A 19,677-nucleotide genomic window follows, 5' to 3' on the forward strand; every position below is an offset into this window, starting at 1 on the left:
TATTAACTTTAAAATTTTAAACTTTGCAAAAGCCTCTTTGTTTACAAGCATTAGCAAAGTTAAATCAACTAAACCCTGGTGGCCTGTTGTCTTAATCTGAAATTTCAATTTAATAAATGGCTTAATGTCATAGATTTTACTCATGAAACTTATTACCAAAATTTATGTAAGCGTTGGGCTCATTTTAATAACCTTTGTCTCATCCACCATTATTTATTTTCAGCAAAACCGCAATGTAATTACCACCTTTAACCAAACGCTTCAATCAGCTGAAATAATAAAATCTACTTTAAATATTTATAGGGCAGTTATTAATGCGCAGGTTGGGTTGCGGGGCTACCTGTTAACCAGTAATGAAAATTTCCTTGATTCTTTTTATGAAGGTCAGGCAGATTACCTGATAGAAATAAACCTGCTTAAAAAGCGATGCAAGGATAATCCAAATTATTTAAAAACAATAAAAGAAATAGAAATAGAATTCCTGAATTGGAACTCCAACATATCTGAGCCTATTATTGAAGCGAAAAGAAATTTTAATAGTAGCCCGGAATCTCGCATTGCTTATGATAAATTATATGACTCTGCTTACAACAAGCAAACCGCCAAAATTAGTATAGATAAGATAAAAGGAAAGCTAAAAAATATTGAAAAGAGTGAAATTGGTTATAAAAACCAGTTGGTAAATGAATTACAAAATTCCTTAGAATTTACAGATCTTCTGGGATTAGCCCTTACCATATTTGCTTTAATTATCGGAATTATTACCACAATAGTTTTGGGTAAAACCATTACCAGAAGGATAAACAGCATGAAGAAGGTTGCCCGAAATTTGGCGCAAGAGAACTTTGAAGTAAATCTTACTGATAATTACCACGATGAGTTAAGCGGTTTGGAGGCAAGCATGAATGTAATGGCCAAAAAACTGCAAAAGAGTTTTATGCGCCTGAACAAAATGAACCAGGAATTGGATCAGTTTGCTTATGTAGTGTCACATGATTTAAAAGCTCCCTTACGGGCCATTAATAACTTAGCAGAATGGATTAAAGAAGACATTGGTGAGGTGGAAGACCCCGAAATTAAACAAAATCTGGACTTAATGCGGGGGCGCGTGCACCGGATGGAAAACCTGATTAATGGAATTTTAGAATACGCGCGAGTAGGTCGTAAAAAATTAGATAAGGTTACTATTAATGTGCAGGATATACTTTTAGAAATTGTAGATTCTTTGGCCATCCCTTCCCATATTCAGGTAATATTACCAGAAACCAATGTTTTATTAACCACCGAAAAAATTTTACTACAACAAGTTCTGGCCAACTTAATTGGGAATGGAATAAAATATAATGATAAACCAGCGGGCGTGGTACAGGTAGCCATACAAGAAAAAGCCAAAGAGGTAGAGATAGCAGTAAGTGATAATGGCCCTGGTATACCACAAGAATTTCATTCCAGAATATTTGGTGTTTTTCAAACCATTGAAGCCCGGGATACAAAAGAAAGCACGGGTATTGGCTTAGCCATTGTAAAAAAAATTATAGAAGATAAAGGCGGTAAAATTTGGTTGGATTCTGAAGTTGGAGTTGGAACTACTTTTTATTTTACCTGGCCAGTAAAATCTTCTACCGAAGTTGAACTGTTATCAAATTCTTATGCAATCTAATACTGAAGCTTTCTACCAGGAGCAGCTAAAACGGGTAACCAACGAATTTGAGGATTTCGTTTATATTGTTTCCCACGACTTAAAAGCCCCAATTCGAGCCATCAATAATTTATCGGTCTGGATAGAAGAAGACCTTGGAGATAACATTCCGGAAGATGTAAAAGATAACCTCAGGTTATTGCGGGACCGGACCGAGCGGATGGAAAAAATGATGAATGCTATTTTACAGCTTTCCCGCGTTGGCAGGTATGATTTAGACATAAAGCCAGTAGATTTAGGCCAGATATTAGATGAAATTAAAGCAGCTAATACTGCTGAGCATGTGTCTATTCATATTCATCAAGATGCTCATAACCAACTTTTTAACACTTATTTTAAAAAGTTTAAAACTGTAATAGAAGAACTTGTAAAAAATGCTGTTATCCATAATGATAAGGAAGCAGTAGAAATTACCATAACCTTACATTATCCCGAAAATAACTTAGCAGAAATATTAGTATCTGATAATGGATCGGGTATTTCCGCTCAGGCCTTAGATAAGGTTTTCGATATTTTTTACACTGGTAAATCTAAAGATCGCCATAATACCGTTGGCGCGGGACTTGCTATAAGTAAGAAAATTATTGATTTTATTGGGGGCTCTATCACCCTTGAATCCTCGGAAAATAGCGGCACGAAATTTTTAATTAAATGGCCGGCTAGTACTAATTAAAAATATTATATTTATCCTATGATCCAAAAAGTTTTAAATGTACTATTGGTTGAAGATGATGAAGTTGACATCATGAATGTGCAGCGAGCCTTCAAAAAAAATAACATTACCAATCCGCTTTTTATTGCCCGCAATGGTTTAGAAGCTTTGGAAATGTTACAAAATGGGAAAGTACCCATGCCCCAAATTATCATCCTGGATATTAATATGCCCAAGATGAATGGGATTGAATTTCTGAAAGAATTGCGGAATGATGCTAACCTAAAGCATATCAGTGTTTTTGTTATGACAACTTCCAATGAGGATAGTGATAAGATTAATGCCTATAATTTAAACATAGCAGGCTATATTTTAAAACCCTTGTCCTTTGAGAAATTCATCACCTCAGTTGCTACTTTAAATAGCTACTGGCAGCTCTGCGAACCACCAACCACAACCTAATCTATATCACTAATTTTCTTTTTACCTTGGAAAACAAGTTAACCAATATTTTGTTAATAGAGGACGATGAAGTAGATATTCAGAATATTTTGCGTGCCTTTAAGATCAATAATATAACTGCCAACCTGCACTTAGCTAAAAATGGCAAAGAAGCCCTGGAAATGCTAACCGGTAAAGGTGCCCCTATTATCAAACCCACGCCTAACATCATTTTATTAGATATAAAAATGCCGGTTATGGATGGGTTAGACTTCTTAAAAGTACTCCGCGAATACCCGGAATTAAAATCATGTAGTATTTACATTCTGACCAGCTATAATGAAGAGGAACTAAAAGCCCGTGCATACAATTTAAATGTTGCTGGTTATATTCTCAAAAGCTCGGACCAGGCAGAATTGGTTCAGAAAATAAAATACTTAAAAGATTACTGGCAGTTAATAGAGCTGCCCAACAGCCAGAATTAAATTATAATAACTGCACAAGAATTTATGTCCGAAAATATCCGCTTGTTGATAATTGATGATGATGAAGTAGACCGGATAACTATTCAACGCTCATTACGCAAGGTAGATTTTCCTGCCACTATTGATATGGCCGAAAGAGGAGAAGAAGGGTTGGCTATGCTTCTGGAAAACTCCTACAACTGTATTTTAGTTGATTACCGATTGCCAGATACTGATGGGGTTGAATTATTAAAGAAAATACGCGCCCAGGGAATAGACATTCCCGTTTTAATTGTAACCTCCCAGGGCGATGAAAGAATTGCTGCTGAAGCTTTACGAAGCGGTGCTTCTGATTACCTTTCAAAAAGCTTTCTAACGCCTGACGGTGTTTTACATAGTGTTAGAAACGCCATTAAAGTTTATGAAGTTGAAAAAGAACGGGTAGCCACCGAGAATGCTTTACGAGTAAGTAAAGAACGCTTAAAAGAAGCGCAGAACCTAGCTAAAATAGGCAATTGGAATTTAGATCTGAAAAATAATAAAGTTTTTTGGTCTGAAGAATTATATAATATTTTAGAAGTAGATACTGAATTTGATATTACTTTAGAAAGTTTCAGAAGTTTTATTCACCCGGATGACCAGGAAATTTGGAAGAAAATTTATAAGGAAGCAATTCTTACTAAAAGACCTTATCAGCAGGATTACCGGCTTGTTTTTCCTGGTAATAAAATAAAATACGTTAATACCCACGGCACTCCCATTTTAAATGATGCCGGTGAAGTTATTGGGCTGGCAGGTACTTTACAGGATATCTCGGATCGTATTAATACCCAAATTGCGCTAAAGGAAAGTGAACAGCGCTACCTTAACCTTATTGAGACAATGAATGAGGGGGTATTGCACGTTGATAATGAACAAAATATTTTATTTGCCAATAAGCGTTTCTGCGAAATGCTTGGTTATACCAAAGAAGAAGTAATTGGCAGCTCATTTTATCAATACATTCCGAATGAAGTAGTTCGGGAGTTAATCTACAATAAAACATTACTACGGCATAAACAGGTAACCGATCAATACGAAATAGAACTTAGAACCAAAGATGGTACATTAGATTGCTTTTTAGTCGGTGGCAGCCCTTTAATTAACAGAAAAGGTGAGGTAATGGGTTCTCTTGGCACCTTTACTAAAATAACCGAACGTAAAAAGATTGAAGAGGCCTTAGCTTCCAGGGAAAAGCTTTTCCGTACTCTTTTTGAAAATGCCCAGGGCTTTATTTGTACTCACAGCCTTGACGGCACGATATTATCGATTAACAAAGCCGGTGCCGATATTATTGGCCTTAGGCCATCTGATATGATTGGCCGTAACTTCAAAGACTTCATGAAACCTCATGTTCATGCTGATTTTGATGAGTACCTGGTAAATATTCAGGAAAGTAAACTTACCACAGGTATTTTCAGGGTTAGTAATAACTTTCATAAAACGGAACATTATTTATTATACCGCAACATATATTTCCAGGAAGAAGGAAAAGAAGCGTATGTAATTGCCAGTGCTCAGGATATTACAGAACGGATAACCATCGAGCGGGAATTAAAACAAGCTAAAATTGTGGCCGAAAATTCGGCCAAGGTTAAAGAACAATTTCTGGCAAATATGAGTCACGAAATTCGTACTCCAATGAATGGAATTATTGGTTTAACCTCGGTTTTGGAACGAATGATTACCGATGAAGAGCAAAAAAACTATTTGCATGCCATTCAATCCTCAGCCGATAAGTTACTTGTTATAATCAATGATATCCTGGATTTTTCTAAAATAGAATCAGGCAAAATAGAATTTGAAGAAACCAACTTTAATCCCAAAGCTTTACTGCTCGAATGCATAAACCTTTTTGAAGCCAAAGCTTCCGAAAACAATAACCGGTTAAAAGCTATAATTGACTCGGAAGTGCCTGAAATAATAAAAGGCGACCCAGGTAAACTGAGTCAGATCCTGAATAATTTAATTGGCAATGCCATTAAATTTACGCAGGATGGTCAGGTAAAAATATTTACGGAAGTTTGTTCTATAAACCGGGATACAGTTGTGATAGAATTTACGGTTCAGGATACAGGAATCGGTATTCCGGAAGATAAAATTTTAACTATTTTTGATAGTTTTACTCAGGCCCGAAGCGATACCACCCGCCGTTATGGTGGCACTGGATTGGGCTTAAGTATTACCAAAAAACTGATTGAATTACAGGGAGGTACTATTTCTGTTAAAAGTATTCCGAATGAAGGCAGCTCCTTTATATTTAGGATTCCATTTAAAAATTCTGACACCTCAGCCGAAAGCCCTATGATCAAAACTGAAGAGCCTATTCTACATGCAGAAGAGCTAGGTCAGCTAAACATTCTTTTAGCTGAAGATAACCTGATTAACCAGCTATTGGTAAAAAAAGTCATGCAGGACTGGGGCTTTAATTTAGATACTTCGGAAAATGGAATTGAGGCCTTAGAATTATTTAATGAAAAAAATTATCATGTAATTTTAATGGACATTCAGATGCCGGAAATGGATGGCTATGAAGCCATTGATTATATTCGGAAAAGCAAAGGTCCTAAAAGCAATGTACCCATAATTGCCCTTACAGCCCATGCAACCAAAGGAGAAGCCGATAAATGTATAAAAGCCGGTGCCGATGCTTATGTTTCCAAACCTTTTAAACCGGAAGCCTTGCTTCAGGAAATTGCGTCCTTAGTTCGCAAAGACGTTAACTTTAAACCTGTTCTGCCTAAACCAAAAGAAACAGTTGAAAATAAAGACTCATCTGCAACTGGCTACACCTTAAACCTGGACTATTTAAAAGAAATGGCTTGTGGCGATAACATGTTTATGACCGAAATCATTACGATGTTTATCCAACAAACTCCAGACAATATCAATACCTTAATGGGTTACGCCAATAAGAAAAGCTGGCAGGAAGTTAAAACGTTAGCTCATAAAATGAAATCGTCGGTAGTATTGGTAGGTATAGCTGAATTAATTGATATTTTTGAGAATTTACAGAAATACGCCCTTAATCCGGAGCAAACCCATCTCGTTCCTGGCCTAATTGAGCGGGCAAAAATTATATGCGACTCCGCAATAATTGATCTAAAGGAGGAATTAAAATTATTAAAAGATTAATCTATAGAAAAGGTTAACTAACTATAAAAAGTAAGTTTTTGCTTTAAGCTAAAGATTAAACAAATAAAAAAGGCCTCTTTCGGAGGCCTTTTTTATTATAATATTTGGTCTAATTATTTACCAAACATTTTCATTTTGGATAAAGCGCCGCCTTTTCCGGTTAGCTTATTCATATTCTTCATCATTTTGCGCATGTCGTTAAACTGCTTCATCAGGTTATTTACCTGCTGAATAGAGGTACCACTACCCTTTGCAATTCGGTTCCGACGGCTTCCGCTAATAATATCTGGATTAGCCCGTTCTTCTTTAGTCATAGATTTGATGATTGCTTCAATAGGTTTAAAGGCATTTTCATCAATTTCCACATCCTTCATGGCTTTCCCAACTCCCGGTATCATACTAACCAAATCTTTGATATCCCCCATTTTCTTAATTTGCTCTAATTGAGAAAGGAAGTCGTCAAAATTAAATTGGTTTTTACGAATCTTTTGGTTAATCCGACGTGCTTCATCTTCGTCGAAGGTTTGCTGGGCCCGTTCTACTAAAGAAATCACGTCACCCATACCCAAAATACGTTGGGCCATCCGGTCAGGATAGAAAAGGTCTAAAGCCTCCATCTTCTCCCCAGTACTAATAAACTTAATCGGCTTCTCTACTACCGCCCGGATAGATAAAGCAGCTCCCCCGCGGCTATCCCCGTCTAATTTGGTTAAAACCACGCCATCAAAGTTGATGCGTTCGTTAAAGGTTTTAGCAGTATTAACTGCATCCTGGCCAGTCATGGAGTCAACCACAAATAAAGTCTCAGTAGGCTTGATAGCGTTTTTAACTTCTGCTATTTCGCGCATCATGGCCTCATCTACTGCTAAACGACCAGCCGTATCTATAATTACTACTTTTTTATTATTCTTTTTCGCGTATTCAATCGCATTTTTAGCAATTTCAACCGGATTTTTATTATCCGTTTCAGAATAGACTTCTACCCCTACTTGCTCGGCTAAAACCTTTAACTGGTCTATCGCAGCCGGACGGTAAACGTCGCAGGCGGCTACCAATACATTACGGTTTTGCTTTTTCAGGAAATTAGCCAATTTACCGGTAAAAGTTGTTTTACCAGAACCTTGTAAACCAGCAATTAAAATTACCGCAGGATCGCCTTTTATATTGATATCCTGCTTTTCGCCACCCATTAATTCGGTAAGCTCTTCGTGTACGATCTTAACCATTAACTGGCCGGGAGAAACCGCGATCAACACGTCTCTTCCCATGGCTTCGTCTTTTATTTTATCCGTTACCGTTTTGGCTACCTTGTAGTTAACGTCCGCATCCACCAACGCACGGCGCACTTCTTTTATCGTTTGTGCAACGTTAATTTCAGTAATGCTGCCCTGGCCTTTAAGGGTTTTAAAAGCTCTGTCTAATTTATTACTTAAATTATCAAACATAATTTTTTATTGCTTAGAAATACAAAAATACGCAAAAAATCAATACTTAAGGGATATTTTTGTAAGAACCTACGTATATTGGCTCGACTTAAAAACATTTCAGGATTGGCTTCTTTAACGGAAAATCAAACAAAACAGGTATTATTTATTACATATTATTGGCCTCCTTCTGGCGGTGCCGGAGTACAACGGTGTCTTAAATTTGTAAAGCACCTGCCTGAGTTTGGTATTACCCCTACAATAGTCACTGTTTCTGAAAAAGAAGCCTCCTACCCGGTTTTGGATAGATCGTTGGAAGCCGATATTCCTGCTGGTGTCAGAGTCATCAGAACATCTACCAGCGAGCCATTTGAATTTTATAAAAAATTAACGGGGCGAAAGGAAATTCCTTATGGCGGTTTTGCTAATGAAAAAAAAGATAGTTCTGTTCAGAAATTTTTTAAATTTCTCCGGGGTAATTTATTTATTCCGGATGCCCGCGTTGGCTGGAATAAATATGCCATAAAAGCCTGCAGCGAATTATTAGCCAATGAAAAATTTGAAGCCATTATTACAACCAGCCCGCCGCACTCTACCCAACTTATTGGTTTAACCTTGCAAAAAAAGTTTGGCGTAAAATGGATTGCTGACTTACGTGATCCCTGGACGGATATTTATTATTACAAGGACTTGCAGCATACCGCCTGGGCTAAGAAAAAAGATGCCGAATACGAGAAAGCGGTTATCGAAAATGCTACTAATTTATTAGTTACCAGCTCGGATACCAAGCGGCTACTTTTAGCCAAATCGCCGGATATTAAAACCAAGAAAATAAAAGTAATACCTAACGGGTACGATGAGGAAGATTTCCAATATCTGTCTCAACCACCTCAGGACGCATTTTTAATTACCTATACCGGCACCATAACCGAAACATATAATATTGAAGCTTTCTTAAAAGCTTTCGCCCTGGTTGCTTCGCGCCACCAGGACATAGCTTATAAATTAAGATTTGTCGGAAAAATTTCCGATGAAATAAAAAATCAAATTGAGGCTACTGGATTACTGCACCTGACAGAAATTGTTCCTTTTGTGCCCCATAATGAATCAGTGCGTTACCTCATGAATACAACAATATTGCTGATGGGGATACCAGACGTGGAGAATAACTATTGTATTCTGCCGGGTAAGCTATTTGAATATTTAGCTTCCAATAAACCCATCATCTGCATCGGCCCCATTCATAGTGATGCCGACAAAATAATTGACGAATGCGGAGCCGGTCGTGTTTTTCATTACTCAGCTTATGATTTAATGGTAGATTATTTGGATCAGCTAAGCCAGGGCTGGAAGATTAACCATAACCTGGATCTTCCTTTTGTAAATTACCAAAGGTACTCCCGTCGAAATTTAGCTGGCAAACTGGCAGAGATTATAACTAAGAAATAATTAAGATTATCACTAATTTTCTTTTACCAGCAGCTTCCCCAGCATTACACGGAAAGCTTCCACCTCTATGGAAAAGCTTTGGTTTTCATCAGATTTACTACCCAGCAAATACTGATAAGCAAAGCCTAGGCCTTTGCAAAGCATAAAGTAATGAGATTTTACTATATCAGATGGATGCAGCTCCAATACGGCAGCTTTTTTACTAAATAAGGTATTGGTTAAGCCTGCTCCATGAGCTCCTATTATGTATTCAGCATTATAAAATAACTGTACCTGCTGCTGATAAGTTAAATCTTCCGCAAAAATTAATTCAAAACCGTGTTGTTTAGCTACTGCAAAAAGCTCAACCTCATTTAAAATCTGCCTTTTACTGGCTTTTTGCCGACTAATAAAAATTCGTTTTGGTTTATCTTCTGGAATAACCTTGTACCCTTCCCAGATTTTCTTCCGGATAGGCTCCACAATATCTGGTGGCAAATAACCACTGTAATGGTTATTGATAAAAGAGGGCATTATAAATTCTTCCAGTTCCCACTTTTCTTGTTTACCAATATACACGAGCTTTATTTCTGGTCTATCGGCAAGAAAAAATTTAAGAGTTTCTAACTGATAAGCAGGAATATTTTTAGGCACAATGAGCTCCATGGGTCTGGCAGGTTCCTGTAATAAGCTCATTAACCGGGGCAAACAATCCAGAAACCAATGGTAATTACTGCTTGCGGCCCAGGGCAAATGCATAATAGAAGAAAATACTCCCCGCTTCTGTTGCTGCTGCATTTTAGCCGGGCTTCTGAAAGCAGGCGATTTAGTAAGTCGTAACTGATCAAACACTGACTCCACCACAACTTTATTATTTACAATAATAGCCCCCGAATTACCTAAAAAGGAAATATTTTTAAGTGTAACGACAAAGATCTCTTTTTGCCGGTACCCCCTGGAATAGTCTACATCGTAATTAAAAGAATAGGCACACAATTCTAAAACAGATTCCTCTTCCGCTGTAAAACGAACCAAGTAACCACGCTTTATTACTTTCTTTTGCGGATAGTGAAAAACAGAAGTAAACGTGTAATAATAATTAAGCCAGGAAGATAGTTTTGGAAATATTTTTTTAAGAACCATGCCACCAAAATTCAGGAGGGTAAATATAGAGGTTATCCCGTATGGCTTGCAAAACTAGTCGGATAATTTATGTATCTTGCCCCTTATTTAAAATGCCGGTTTTATTAATCAACTGGCTTATTTAATTAAAGTTTTAAATGGATTTGAACCTTAATCATAAATCAATATTAGTAACCGGCGGTACCGGCTCATTTGGGAAAAAGTTTGTTCAAACTATATTTGAGCGGTTTCCTGATGTAAAACGTTTGGTTATCTATTCGCGCGATGAATTAAAACAGTTTGAAATGGCGCAGTTATTTCCGCATAGCCAATACAAAGCCATTCGTTTTTTTATTGGTGATGTACGGGATGGCGAGCGGATGCGCCGCGCCTGCGAAGGGATTGATATAATTGTGCACGCCGCTGCATTAAAGCAAGTCCCTGCTGCCGAATACAACCCCATGGAATGTATTAAAACCAATATCTGGGGAGCGGAAAACGTAATAAATGCAGCCTTGGATTGTGGCGTGAAGCAAGTTGTAGCCCTTTCTACTGATAAAGCTGCAGCCCCCATTAATTTATATGGTGCTACCAAATTGTGCTCCGACAAATTATTTGTGGCAGCCAATAACATGAAAGGTTCCCGGGATTTAACCTTCTCGGTAGTACGGTATGGCAATGTTATCGGCTCCCGGGGTTCGGTGGTACCTTTCTTCCTGAATAAACGCCAGGAAGGAGTACTTCCCATTACCCACCCGGATATGACCCGCTTTAATATTTCTTTAGAAGAAGGCGTAGACCTGGTATTGCATGCCCTGCAATATTCCTGGGGAGGTGAAATTTATGTACCCAAAATTCCTTCCTATAAAATTACGGATGTGGCAGAAGCCATTGGTCCAAATTGCCGCCAGGAAATAGTTGGTATCCGGCCCGGCGAAAAATTACATGAAGAAATGATTACCGAAACAGATTCTTACTTAACTGTGGAGCTGGATAAGTATTATGTAATTTTACCTTCCACGCCAAATAAATGGACTACGGAGGAGTTCATTCAGGCATTTAATGGCAGAATGGTAGAACCTGGTTTCCGGTACAATTCCCAAACCAACAATGTTTGGTTAACGCCGGAACAAATCAGAGAACAAATCCGCTTACACGTGGATCCAAATTTCACGGCTTAAGCATACTTTACATGAAACCGATTCCGTACGGCCGACAACACATAACTGAAGAAGATATTCAGGCAGTAGTACAAACGCTGCATTCTGATTTTCTGACGCAAGGCCCTAAAGTAGAGGAATTTGAACAAGCCTTTGCCAACTATGTAGGAAGTAAATATGCCGTGGCCGTGGCCAACGGAACAGCTGCCTTGCATTTATGTGCTTTAGCTTTAGGGGTTTCGGTTGGTACAAGAGTTATTACTACTCCTATTACGTTTGCAGCTTCTGCAAACTGTATTAAGTATGCAGGCGGTGAAGTATATTTTGCCGATATCGATCCTGAAACAGCTTTATTGGATATAGATAAAGTACGGAGCCTGCTTCAAAGCAAACCCAAAGGTTATTTTAGCGGCATAATACCCGTAGATTTTGCTGGTTACCCGATAAATTTAGAAGCTTTCCGAAACTTGGCCGATGAATATGGGTTGTGGATTATTGAAGATGCGTGCCATGCGCCGGGTGGTTATTTTATAAACTCCGAAGGAGATAAACAGCTTTGTGGCAATGGCAATTACGCCGACTTAGCCATTTTTTCCTTCCATCCGGTGAAACACATAGCCACCGGCGAGGGCGGCATGGTAACAACCAACAACAGGGAGCTTCATGAAAAACTGTTGTTGTTACGCACGCACGGCATTACTAAAAATCCTGAATTGCTGCAAGAAAATCACGGAGGCTGGTACTACGAGATGCAAACCTTAGGGTACAATTACCGCATGCCCGATATGTTAACGGCCTTAGGAATCTCCCAATTAAAACAAGCAGAAGCTGGTCTCAGAAAGCGTCAGGAAATAGCAAACCGTTATGATACCGCCTTCCGGACCAATGCCAAAATCCAAATATTGAATCCGGCTGCTAACCAACCGGGTTTAAAAAATGAACTCTACCACGCCTACCATTTATATGTAATTTTAATTGAATATCGTAAAGGTCTGTACGATTACCTGCGGGCAAAACAGATATATGCTCAGGTACATTACATTCCGGTACATACCATGCCTTATTATCAGGACCTGGGCTTTAACAAGGGTGATTTCCCTTTGGCTGAAAATTATTATGCTCAGTGTCTAAGCCTGCCTATGTTTCCAAGCTTAACCAAGGAAGAACAGGAGTATGTTATTCAGAGGGTACAAGAGTTTTTAAATTAATGCGGGTAGAGCAATTAGCTTATCCATTAAACATATAAATATGGCTAAACCTAAAATAGGTATTATAACTCAAGCCAGAATGACCAGTAGCCGGCTGCCCGGCAAAGTTTTGCTTCCTGTTAATAATATTCCGGTGCTACAATACCATCTGCAGCGACTTCAGGAAAGCAAATTACCAATTTTTATAGCTACCACCATTAATGCCACCGATGATCCTATTGTGGCTTTTGCCGAACAGCAAAATATTCCAGTTTTTAGAGGTGATGAACAAAATGTTTTAAGCAGGTACTATGGTTGTGCCATTGAACATCAATTAGATATTATTATTCGGGTTACTTCCGATTGCCCGCTGATAGATGGCAACATCATAGCTACTGCCGCCCAAGAATATGTTAAAAAAAAGGATAACTTTCTATACTTATCCAATTGCCTGGAGCGAACATTTCCCCGAGGCTTCGACTTTGAGATTTTCTCTTTTACTCTTTTAAAGGAAGCTTTTCAGCAGGCTAAGCTTCCGGCAGAACTCGAACATGTAACCCCATATATTAATCAGAATAAATCTGGTAGAGTCCATTTTCAGCATGTTACCCAAGAAAAAGACAAAAGCCACTACCGGATTACTTTAGATACGCCAGAGGATTTTGAATTAATTAAAATCCTTATAGAACAATACCAAGCTCATAATTTACCTGTTGCCGAGATTATTCAGATTTTAGACAACCATCCGGAACTGGTAGAAATAAATGCACAAGTAGAACAAAAAAAAATATAAAAGGCAAACAAGTTGGGCTTCACAAACAGGATCATTTTTCGAGCAGATGGTAACAGCCAGATAGGTTTGGGCCATGTTATTCGTTCCTTAGCTCTGGCTACTATTTTAAAACCTGACTTTAAATGTTTGTTTGCTATTCAGGCGGCTACTCCATCATTAAATAATCAGCTGCAAGAAGCTTGTACTCAGATCATAAATTTACCAGAGACTAAAGATTACTTAAAAGAAGCAGCATTTTTAGTAGAGCAAATTTTAACGGAGTCTGATATAGTTGTCTTGGATGGATATTTGTTTGATACTGCCTATCAGGAGCAAATTAAAAAGAAGTGCTTTAAACTGGTTTGCATTGATGATATTCATGCATTCCCATTTGTAGCTGATGTGGTAATTAATCAAGCTGGTGGCTTAACACAACAACAATACAGGGCTACACCGGAAACCAGATTTTGCTTAGGCCCCAATTATGCCTTGCTGCGGCAGCCATTTTTAATGGCAGCACAACAAACCAGGGAATTTTTAGGAGTCAGCCGGATTTTCATTAATATGGGTGGTGCTGATCCGGAAAACCATACTTATAAAATAGTAAGTAATCTTTCTAAAAACCATCCGGCGCTACAATTGGAGGTTGTTACCGGAGGTGCTTACCAATTTTTACCTGAATTAGAAGCATTAGAAAAAACAACCGCAAATATACATTTGTACCAGCAGCTTTCGGCCGAGGAAATTTGCAGCCTGATGCAACAATGTGATGCAGCAGTTATTCCCCCCAGCTCTGTATCCTACGAGTGGTGCTCCATACAAGGCGCTCTTTTCCTTCACCAAACAGCTGATAATCAAACAAACTTAGGTAATTTTTTAATAAAGGAAGGTTTAGCTTTTGCTTTTACAGATTTTCAGGAGATAATAACTCATCCTGATTTACTTACCTTGAGAAAAGAGCAGGTAAAAAAACAGCAACATTACTTTGATGGGCGAAGTGCTAATCGACTGCGCAACATCTTTTACCAATTTGTTTTTGAAGCTGGAGTAAAGCTACGGCCAGCTACAGCCGATGATACATTAATTTTATATGATTGGATAAATGATCCGGCAGTTCGGGCAAATTCATTTAATCCGGACGCCATCCCCCTGGAGGTACATAAAATCTGGTTTAAAAATAAAGTAGCGGCTGCAAATTGCGTTATTCTTATTGTAGAAGTAGAAGATCAGAAAGCAGGCATGATTCGCTATGATATCCGTGATAAAATAGCTACCATTAGCTACTTACTACAAGCAAATTTTAGAGGTAAAGGTTTGGGCTCATTGGTTTTACAAAAGGGAACCGAATACATCCAAACCCTTTCCCCTTCCTTAATTAAACTGGTTGGACATGTTCAGAAAGAAAATTTAGCATCGGTCAATTCTTTTTATAAAGCTGGTTTTGTTGTTTCACAAACTATACCCGCTGCCATACCAAATGCGTTGGCATTTGAGAAGTACTTAAATTAATAGTAATTTTATTCCGCATCTGCTGTATTTGGTGAAATTTATTCATGCAAGAAATTCAAATTGGCCCTGTTAAAGTAGGCCCCAACCATAAACCTTTCATTATTGCCGAAATGTCCGGCAATCATAACCAATCGCTAGAAAAAGCTTTGGCTATTGTAGATGCGGCAGCTGATGCCGGAGCCCATGCTATTAAACTACAGACTTATACGCCTGATACCATGACCATGGAAGGAGCATATACCATTGAGGATGAGGGTTCTTTATGGCAAGGCCGGGAGTTGTATGATTTGTACAAAGAAGCTTATACCCCTTGGGATTGGCATCAAATTATTTTTAACCGGGCTAAAGAAAGAGGCATCTTAGCTTTTAGTTCACCGTTCGATGAAACGGCCGTTGATTTTCTGGAAAGCTTGCAGGTACCCTGTTACAAAATAGCTTCTTTCGAGAATACCGATTTGCCATTATTAAAAAAAGTAGCTACTACCGGCAAACCTGTAATTGTTTCAACAGGGGTAGCTCAAATAGCCGATATTGATGAAGCAGTTAGGACGTTACGGGATAACGGCTGCCAGGAAATTATTTTATTAAAATGCACCAGCACCTACCCTGCTTCCCCGGAAAACACTAACTTACGTACTATTCCGCATTTAGGTCAACTATTTAAGGTGCCGGTTGGTTTATCTGACCATACTATGGGCATTGGGGCTTCAGTTGCGGCCGTAGCATTAGGTGCTTGTGTTATTGAAAAACATTTTACCATTAGCCGTGCCGAAGGCGGTGTAGATTCAGCCTTCTCGCTAGAACCACAGGAATTACAAGCCTTAGTAACTGAATCAGAAAGAGCTTATTTAGCTTTGGGAAATATTCAATATGGCGTACAAAAGGCCGAGCAAAAAAGCCAAAATTTTAAACGGTCCATTTTTGTTTCCAAAGCTATTAGAGCCGGTGAAACATTTACAACTGAGAATACCCGAATCATCCGACCGGGTACAGGCTTAGCTCCCAAATATTATGAGCAGGTTTTAGGCAAAATTGCTAAAACAGAAATAAAAGCCGGTACACCTTTAACCTGGGAGTTATTATAACATGTTTAAGAAGCTGGTAGAAACGTACGCCAACATTCTGCACATCCGGTTTACAGATACTTTTGCGAATCTTCCCCCAGCCACTCTTAATCAAATTTCCCGAAATAATGTCTTGGCCCGTCTATGGTGGGTAGTTCAATTTTTGCTCGGCCGGTTGGTTCTTAATTTGATTTTGCCAGGAGCTAAAAATGAGAACATAACCGGAAAAGTCTGGCTTTATGTTTTAAGTAAAAACAATTATGAATCGCTGCGCTTTATAAAAGAACAACTACCAGAAGCTGTTTTTGTTGCCGGGCAAAATAAAGACGTGGGTATTTACAGGAGAAGTGTCAACAGGCTTTCCACCCGCTATAAAATCTTTTATTACTACAAATTTCCCATCCTGGTTTGGGGCTTATACAAATTAAAAGGTAAGCGAGCTTTACGTTTTTTTGATTTAATTTTTCTGGCTACCGGGTACTATGAATTATCGCTGCGTTATTTAAAAAAGTATAAGCCTAATGCTATAATTTTTGCAAACGATCATAATACCGATGCCAGGGCGTTACTTTTGGCCGCTAAGAAATTAAAAATCCCGACTATTTACATCCAGCATGCCAGCGTCAGTACCAGCTTCCCTCCCCTTCAGTTTGATTTAAGTTTATTGGAAGGCGAAGATTCCTTAAATAAGTACCGGCAATGCGGGTCTATAAAAGGAGCAGTAAAATTAATTGGCATGCCAAAAGCTGATAGTTTTTTACCTCTTAAAAATACTGGAACAACCATACAGAATTTAGGTATTTGCGCTAACATAATTGATGATACTCAAGCCATTAAAGAATTGGTGGAGGCAGTCAGCAGGCATTTTCCGGAATTGACCATCACGTTTCGGCCTCACCCCGGAGACCGTCGGGATTTTAGCTTCATTAATAATATCAACCCATCCATTATTTTCTCGGATGGTAAACAGGAACAGGTCTTTGATTTTCTTATAAAACAGGATGCCCTAATTGCAGCTGATTCTTCCATTCATTTGGAGGCCACTATGCTAAATATTTTAAGTTTGTATTATCGCTTTGGAACAAGCAATTTCACCTATGATTACTACGGTTTTTTAAAGCAGAACCTCATAGAAGCAGCATCCGATATAAAAGATCTTATAACAAAATTGGAAAAATATAAAGCCAACCGACCAGAAGTTTACCAACGGGCAAAATATTACAATGCCATATTAGGCTCCGAATTTGAGGGCAGAAGCCATGAATTGGCACTAAACCAAATCAAAATATTTTTAGCGGAAAAACAAGCTATTAATGCCTAATCAGTTACAAGTAGTACTTTTAGCTTCGGAACACTGGTTTCCCTATTACTAAGCATATCCATTCCTTAGATAGATATTAAAAAACAATCAGCAATGTTGGTTCTTTAAAATTTTAACGCATAAATGGGCATAATTAAACGCCAGGGAATTCAAAACAGTATTATTTCTTACGCCGGAGTAGTTATTGGCTATATAAATGTAATGGTGCTGTTTCCGCGTGTTTTAGCGGTTGACCAGGTAGGACTAACCAGATTATTGCCGAATGTGGCTATTATTCTGGCTCAGTTATCAGCCTTGGGTTTTGGCAGTGCTGGTATTAAATATTTTCCTTTTTTTCGGGATAAAGCAAAAAGGCATAATAACTTTTTACTTTTACTGTTCGGGATTCCCTTACTTGGCTTTCTTTTTATTAGCGGTATCTTCTATGGTTTTAAGCCTTATATCTTGAATTATTTTGGTAAAGAGGACCAACTTTTACGCTCTTATTCTTATTATATATTGCCGCTTAGCTTTTTTACGCTGCTTTATAATTTATTTACCTCCTACCTTACTTCGCTTTATAAAACAGTAATCCCTTCTTTTACAAAAGACTTTTTACTTCGGGTTGGTACCAGTGCCTGTGTCTTGCTTTATTATTTTAAATTAATAACTTTTGAAACTTTCCTTTTCTTATTTATTGCTGTTAACTGCAGCATTACCATGGTTCTGTTGGTATATGTTGTCTTTTTAAAGCAGCTCCATTTTAACTTAGACACTGCTCCGCTTCAGGATAAGCCCATAAAACCAATGATCCGGTATGGCCTTTATGCCTTTATGGGAAATATTTCCAGCATGGTTATTACTTTAATTGATTCAGTAATGATCAGTCACTACCGGAATTTAGCATCAGTTGGTATATATACGACAGCTACCAATGTAGCCAGCATTATTTTAATTGCCGGAAGCTCCATTTTTAAAATTGCATTACCTCAGATTGCTGATTTCTGGAAGAGCGAAAATATGGTGGCCATGTTAAAACTTTATAAACAAGTAACCCGCATTAATCTGGTTATTGGCGGTTTGTTGTTCATTGGGATCTGGGCAAATATTAATAATTTATTTAGTCTTTTACCTCAGGAGTATGCTTCTGGCAAATATGTAATCTTTTTTATTTGTGCCGCCAGGTTATATGATTTGGCAACTGGAATTAACGGACACATTCTACTTACTTCCGCAAAGTACCGCTATGATTTGATTTTTAACCTTTTGTTATCGGGTTTAACTATTGTAGCCAATATGTACTTTATTCCTAGATACGATATTGCCGGGGCAGCTTTTGTTTATCTGATGGTGTCGGGTTTAATAAATAGTTTGCGTTTAGTAGCTGTTTGGTATTTTTATAAAATGCAACCTTTCACTTCTTCTTCCTTAAAAATTATAGCTATTGCATTAGCTGCCTATGGGGCTGGTTTCTGGTTGCCTTATTTAGGAAATACTTTGCTGGATTTACTGGGCCGATCTGCTTTGATAACTATAATTTATGGAACGGGTATTTGGGTATTTGAGTTGGCACCTGAACTAACTGATAAATTTCAAACCATCCTTCTTAAGAGAAAAATTAAAAATTAGCTATCCTGTATTTCGTCCTATTTCATACTTGTTCTAAGTAAGTTAAAAATCTACTATTTAGGTGCTTTCACATCCACTAAAAGTTTTTAATCCCTTCTAATTTAGCGCAAAAATTTATCAGCGTAACCCTTCATGGAGGCAACCGTTATAATACAGCAATAAAAACAAAGGCGAATAGAACTATGAAAAGTATAAAATCATTATCAGCTCTTTTGGTTGGGGGATTAGTTACCTTTAACGTTGTACAGGCAGCTCCGCTTCAGGATAGACCTAATAAGGAAAGAGCCAAAGACGGTGTAGAACAAATAGGTGATGGTGCCAAGGACATGGGAAAAGGCACTAAAGACTTAGCAGTTAGCGGTGCTCACGCTACTGCACATGGAGCCAAGAAAGTTGGCAAGGGTGCCGTTAAAGGCACTAAAAAAGCTGGTAATGCTGTGGGCCAAACTGCCAAAAAAGGAGCACGAAAAGTAGATAACAAAATAGATAATGATCAAACGGAAGACTAGATTCAAACCTTTATAGATAACTCTATATTTCTTGAGAGTCATTTTCTGAATAGAAAAACAAAGGCCAAAATTTTCTGTCTTGAAAATTTTGGCCTTTGTTTTTCTGGAAAACCAGCACTAAAAGAGTAAGCTAAATTAAACCT

The 19,677-nt window shown here is 38.1% G+C and carries 16 protein-coding genes; 14 read left to right on the forward strand and 2 right to left on the reverse strand.

The genetic code is table 11. The features are described from left to right. Positions 1-142: 142 nt before the first annotated feature. The 5 genes from ADHAQ_RS27460 to ADHAQ_RS27465 are packed head-to-tail and all read left to right on the forward strand — an operon-like array spanning position 143 to position 6,430. Positions 143-1,660: an ATP-binding protein gene (locus ADHAQ_RS27460; protein ID WP_051360103.1), complete on the forward strand. Its 1,518-nt coding sequence runs from the start codon at positions 143-145 to the stop codon at positions 1,658-1,660. Next, on the forward strand, positions 1,650-2,372 hold the full coding sequence (locus tag ADHAQ_RS26765; protein WP_051360104.1) for a sensor histidine kinase: 723 nt from the start codon (positions 1,650-1,652) through the stop codon (positions 2,370-2,372). Before ADHAQ_RS27460 ends, ADHAQ_RS26765 begins: the two co-directional genes overlap by 11 nt. Positions 2,373-2,390: 18 nt before the next feature. Further along, the gene (locus ADHAQ_RS0122375; protein WP_034257018.1) at positions 2,391-2,813 is read left to right on the forward strand and encodes a response regulator; all 423 of its coding nucleotides are present in this window, start codon (positions 2,391-2,393) and stop codon (positions 2,811-2,813) included. A gap of 26 nt (positions 2,814-2,839) precedes the next feature. Then, positions 2,840-3,277: a response regulator gene (locus ADHAQ_RS0122380; RefSeq protein ID WP_034257020.1), complete on the forward strand. Its 438-nt coding sequence runs from the start codon at positions 2,840-2,842 to the stop codon at positions 3,275-3,277. Positions 3,278-3,301: 24 nt separating this feature from the next. After that, positions 3,302-6,430, forward strand: a complete 3,129-nt coding sequence (locus tag ADHAQ_RS27465) for a response regulator (protein ID WP_051360105.1) — start codon at positions 3,302-3,304, stop codon at positions 6,428-6,430. Between the two features lie 113 nt (positions 6,431-6,543). Here the strand turns inward: ADHAQ_RS27465 and ffh are convergent, their stop codons facing one another. Then, entirely contained in the window at positions 6,544-7,875 is a 1,332-nt protein-coding gene (ffh, locus tag ADHAQ_RS0122390; protein WP_026464831.1) for a signal recognition particle protein, read from the reverse strand. A gap of 78 nt (positions 7,876-7,953) precedes the next feature. Between ffh and ADHAQ_RS0122395 the strand changes: the two genes are divergently transcribed. Further along, the gene (locus ADHAQ_RS0122395) at positions 7,954-9,303 is read left to right on the forward strand and encodes a glycosyltransferase family 4 protein (RefSeq protein WP_245590651.1); all 1,350 of its coding nucleotides are present in this window, start codon (positions 7,954-7,956) and stop codon (positions 9,301-9,303) included. A 12-nt stretch (positions 9,304-9,315) separates the two neighbouring features. Here the strand turns inward: ADHAQ_RS0122395 and ADHAQ_RS0122400 are convergent, their stop codons facing one another. Then, the gene (locus ADHAQ_RS0122400; protein ID WP_169728030.1) at positions 9,316-10,317 is read right to left on the reverse strand and encodes a glycosyltransferase family 61 protein; all 1,002 of its coding nucleotides are present in this window, start codon (positions 10,315-10,317) and stop codon (positions 9,316-9,318) included. 245 nt (positions 10,318-10,562) lie between these two features. Here ADHAQ_RS0122400 and pseB point away from each other — a divergent pair, with 245 nt between their 5' ends. From pseB to ADHAQ_RS26780, 8 genes are all read left to right on the forward strand, one after another. Continuing rightward, positions 10,563-11,585: a UDP-N-acetylglucosamine 4,6-dehydratase (inverting) gene (pseB, locus tag ADHAQ_RS0122405; RefSeq protein ID WP_026464834.1), complete on the forward strand. Its 1,023-nt coding sequence runs from the start codon at positions 10,563-10,565 to the stop codon at positions 11,583-11,585. Between the two features lie 11 nt (positions 11,586-11,596). Beyond that, positions 11,597-12,772, forward strand: a complete 1,176-nt coding sequence (gene pseC / locus ADHAQ_RS0122410) for a UDP-4-amino-4,6-dideoxy-N-acetyl-beta-L-altrosamine transaminase (protein WP_026464835.1) — start codon at positions 11,597-11,599, stop codon at positions 12,770-12,772. A gap of 40 nt (positions 12,773-12,812) precedes the next feature. Then, a complete protein-coding gene (locus tag ADHAQ_RS0122415; RefSeq protein ID WP_026464836.1) occupies positions 12,813-13,544 on the forward strand; it encodes a cytidylyltransferase domain-containing protein in 732 nt (243 codons plus the stop codon). A gap of 12 nt (positions 13,545-13,556) precedes the next feature. Continuing rightward, positions 13,557-15,032, forward strand: coding sequence for a UDP-2,4-diacetamido-2,4,6-trideoxy-beta-L-altropyranose hydrolase (gene pseG, locus ADHAQ_RS26775; RefSeq protein ID WP_051360106.1), 1,476 nt, complete (start codon positions 13,557-13,559; stop codon positions 15,030-15,032). A 44-nt stretch (positions 15,033-15,076) separates the two neighbouring features. Next, on the forward strand, positions 15,077-16,117 hold the full coding sequence (gene pseI / locus ADHAQ_RS0122425) for a pseudaminic acid synthase (RefSeq protein ID WP_026464837.1): 1,041 nt from the start codon (positions 15,077-15,079) through the stop codon (positions 16,115-16,117). A gap of 1 nt (position 16,118) precedes the next feature. Further along, complete coding sequence (locus ADHAQ_RS0122430; protein ID WP_051360107.1) at positions 16,119-17,417, forward strand: glycosyltransferase family protein; 1,299 nt, start codon at positions 16,119-16,121, stop codon at positions 17,415-17,417. Between the two features lie 123 nt (positions 17,418-17,540). Further along, positions 17,541-19,025: a lipopolysaccharide biosynthesis protein gene (locus tag ADHAQ_RS0122435; protein ID WP_026464839.1), complete on the forward strand. Its 1,485-nt coding sequence runs from the start codon at positions 17,541-17,543 to the stop codon at positions 19,023-19,025. 182 nt (positions 19,026-19,207) lie between these two features. After that, positions 19,208-19,534: a hypothetical protein gene (locus tag ADHAQ_RS26780; RefSeq protein ID WP_034257024.1), complete on the forward strand. Its 327-nt coding sequence runs from the start codon at positions 19,208-19,210 to the stop codon at positions 19,532-19,534. Positions 19,535-19,677: the final 143 nt, after the last annotated feature.

The sequence above is a fragment of the Adhaeribacter aquaticus DSM 16391 genome (genome assembly GCF_000473365.1).
GTDB lineage: Bacteria > Bacteroidota > Bacteroidia > Cytophagales > Hymenobacteraceae > Adhaeribacter > Adhaeribacter aquaticus.

What these genes read in the sequence shown, in the direction of transcription:
- ADHAQ_RS0122430 (WP_051360107.1), top strand. Translation starts at nt 16,119, where the DNA reads ATGTTTAAGAAGCTGGTAGAAACGTACGCCAACATTCTGCACATCCGG.
- ADHAQ_RS0122435 (WP_026464839.1), top strand. Translation starts at nt 17,541, where the DNA reads ATGGGCATAATTAAACGCCAGGGAATTCAAAACAGTATTATTTCTTAC.
- ADHAQ_RS26765 (WP_051360104.1), top strand. Translation starts at nt 1,650, where the DNA reads ATGCAATCTAATACTGAAGCTTTCTACCAGGAGCAGCTAAAACGGGTA.
- ADHAQ_RS27460 (WP_051360103.1), top strand. Translation starts at nt 143, where the DNA reads ATGAAACTTATTACCAAAATTTATGTAAGCGTTGGGCTCATTTTAATA.
- pseB (WP_026464834.1), top strand. Translation starts at nt 10,563, where the DNA reads ATGGATTTGAACCTTAATCATAAATCAATATTAGTAACCGGCGGTACC.
- ADHAQ_RS0122415 (WP_026464836.1), top strand. Translation starts at nt 12,813, where the DNA reads ATGGCTAAACCTAAAATAGGTATTATAACTCAAGCCAGAATGACCAGT.
- pseI (WP_026464837.1), top strand. Translation starts at nt 15,077, where the DNA reads ATGCAAGAAATTCAAATTGGCCCTGTTAAAGTAGGCCCCAACCATAAA.
- ADHAQ_RS26780 (WP_034257024.1), top strand. Translation starts at nt 19,208, where the DNA reads ATGAAAAGTATAAAATCATTATCAGCTCTTTTGGTTGGGGGATTAGTT.
- ffh (WP_026464831.1), bottom strand. Translation starts at nt 7,875, where the DNA reads ATGTTTGATAATTTAAGTAATAAATTAGACAGAGCTTTTAAAACCCTT.
- ADHAQ_RS27465 (WP_051360105.1), top strand. Translation starts at nt 3,302, where the DNA reads ATGTCCGAAAATATCCGCTTGTTGATAATTGATGATGATGAAGTAGAC.
- ADHAQ_RS0122375 (WP_034257018.1), top strand. Translation starts at nt 2,391, where the DNA reads ATGATCCAAAAAGTTTTAAATGTACTATTGGTTGAAGATGATGAAGTT.
- pseC (WP_026464835.1), top strand. Translation starts at nt 11,597, where the DNA reads ATGAAACCGATTCCGTACGGCCGACAACACATAACTGAAGAAGATATT.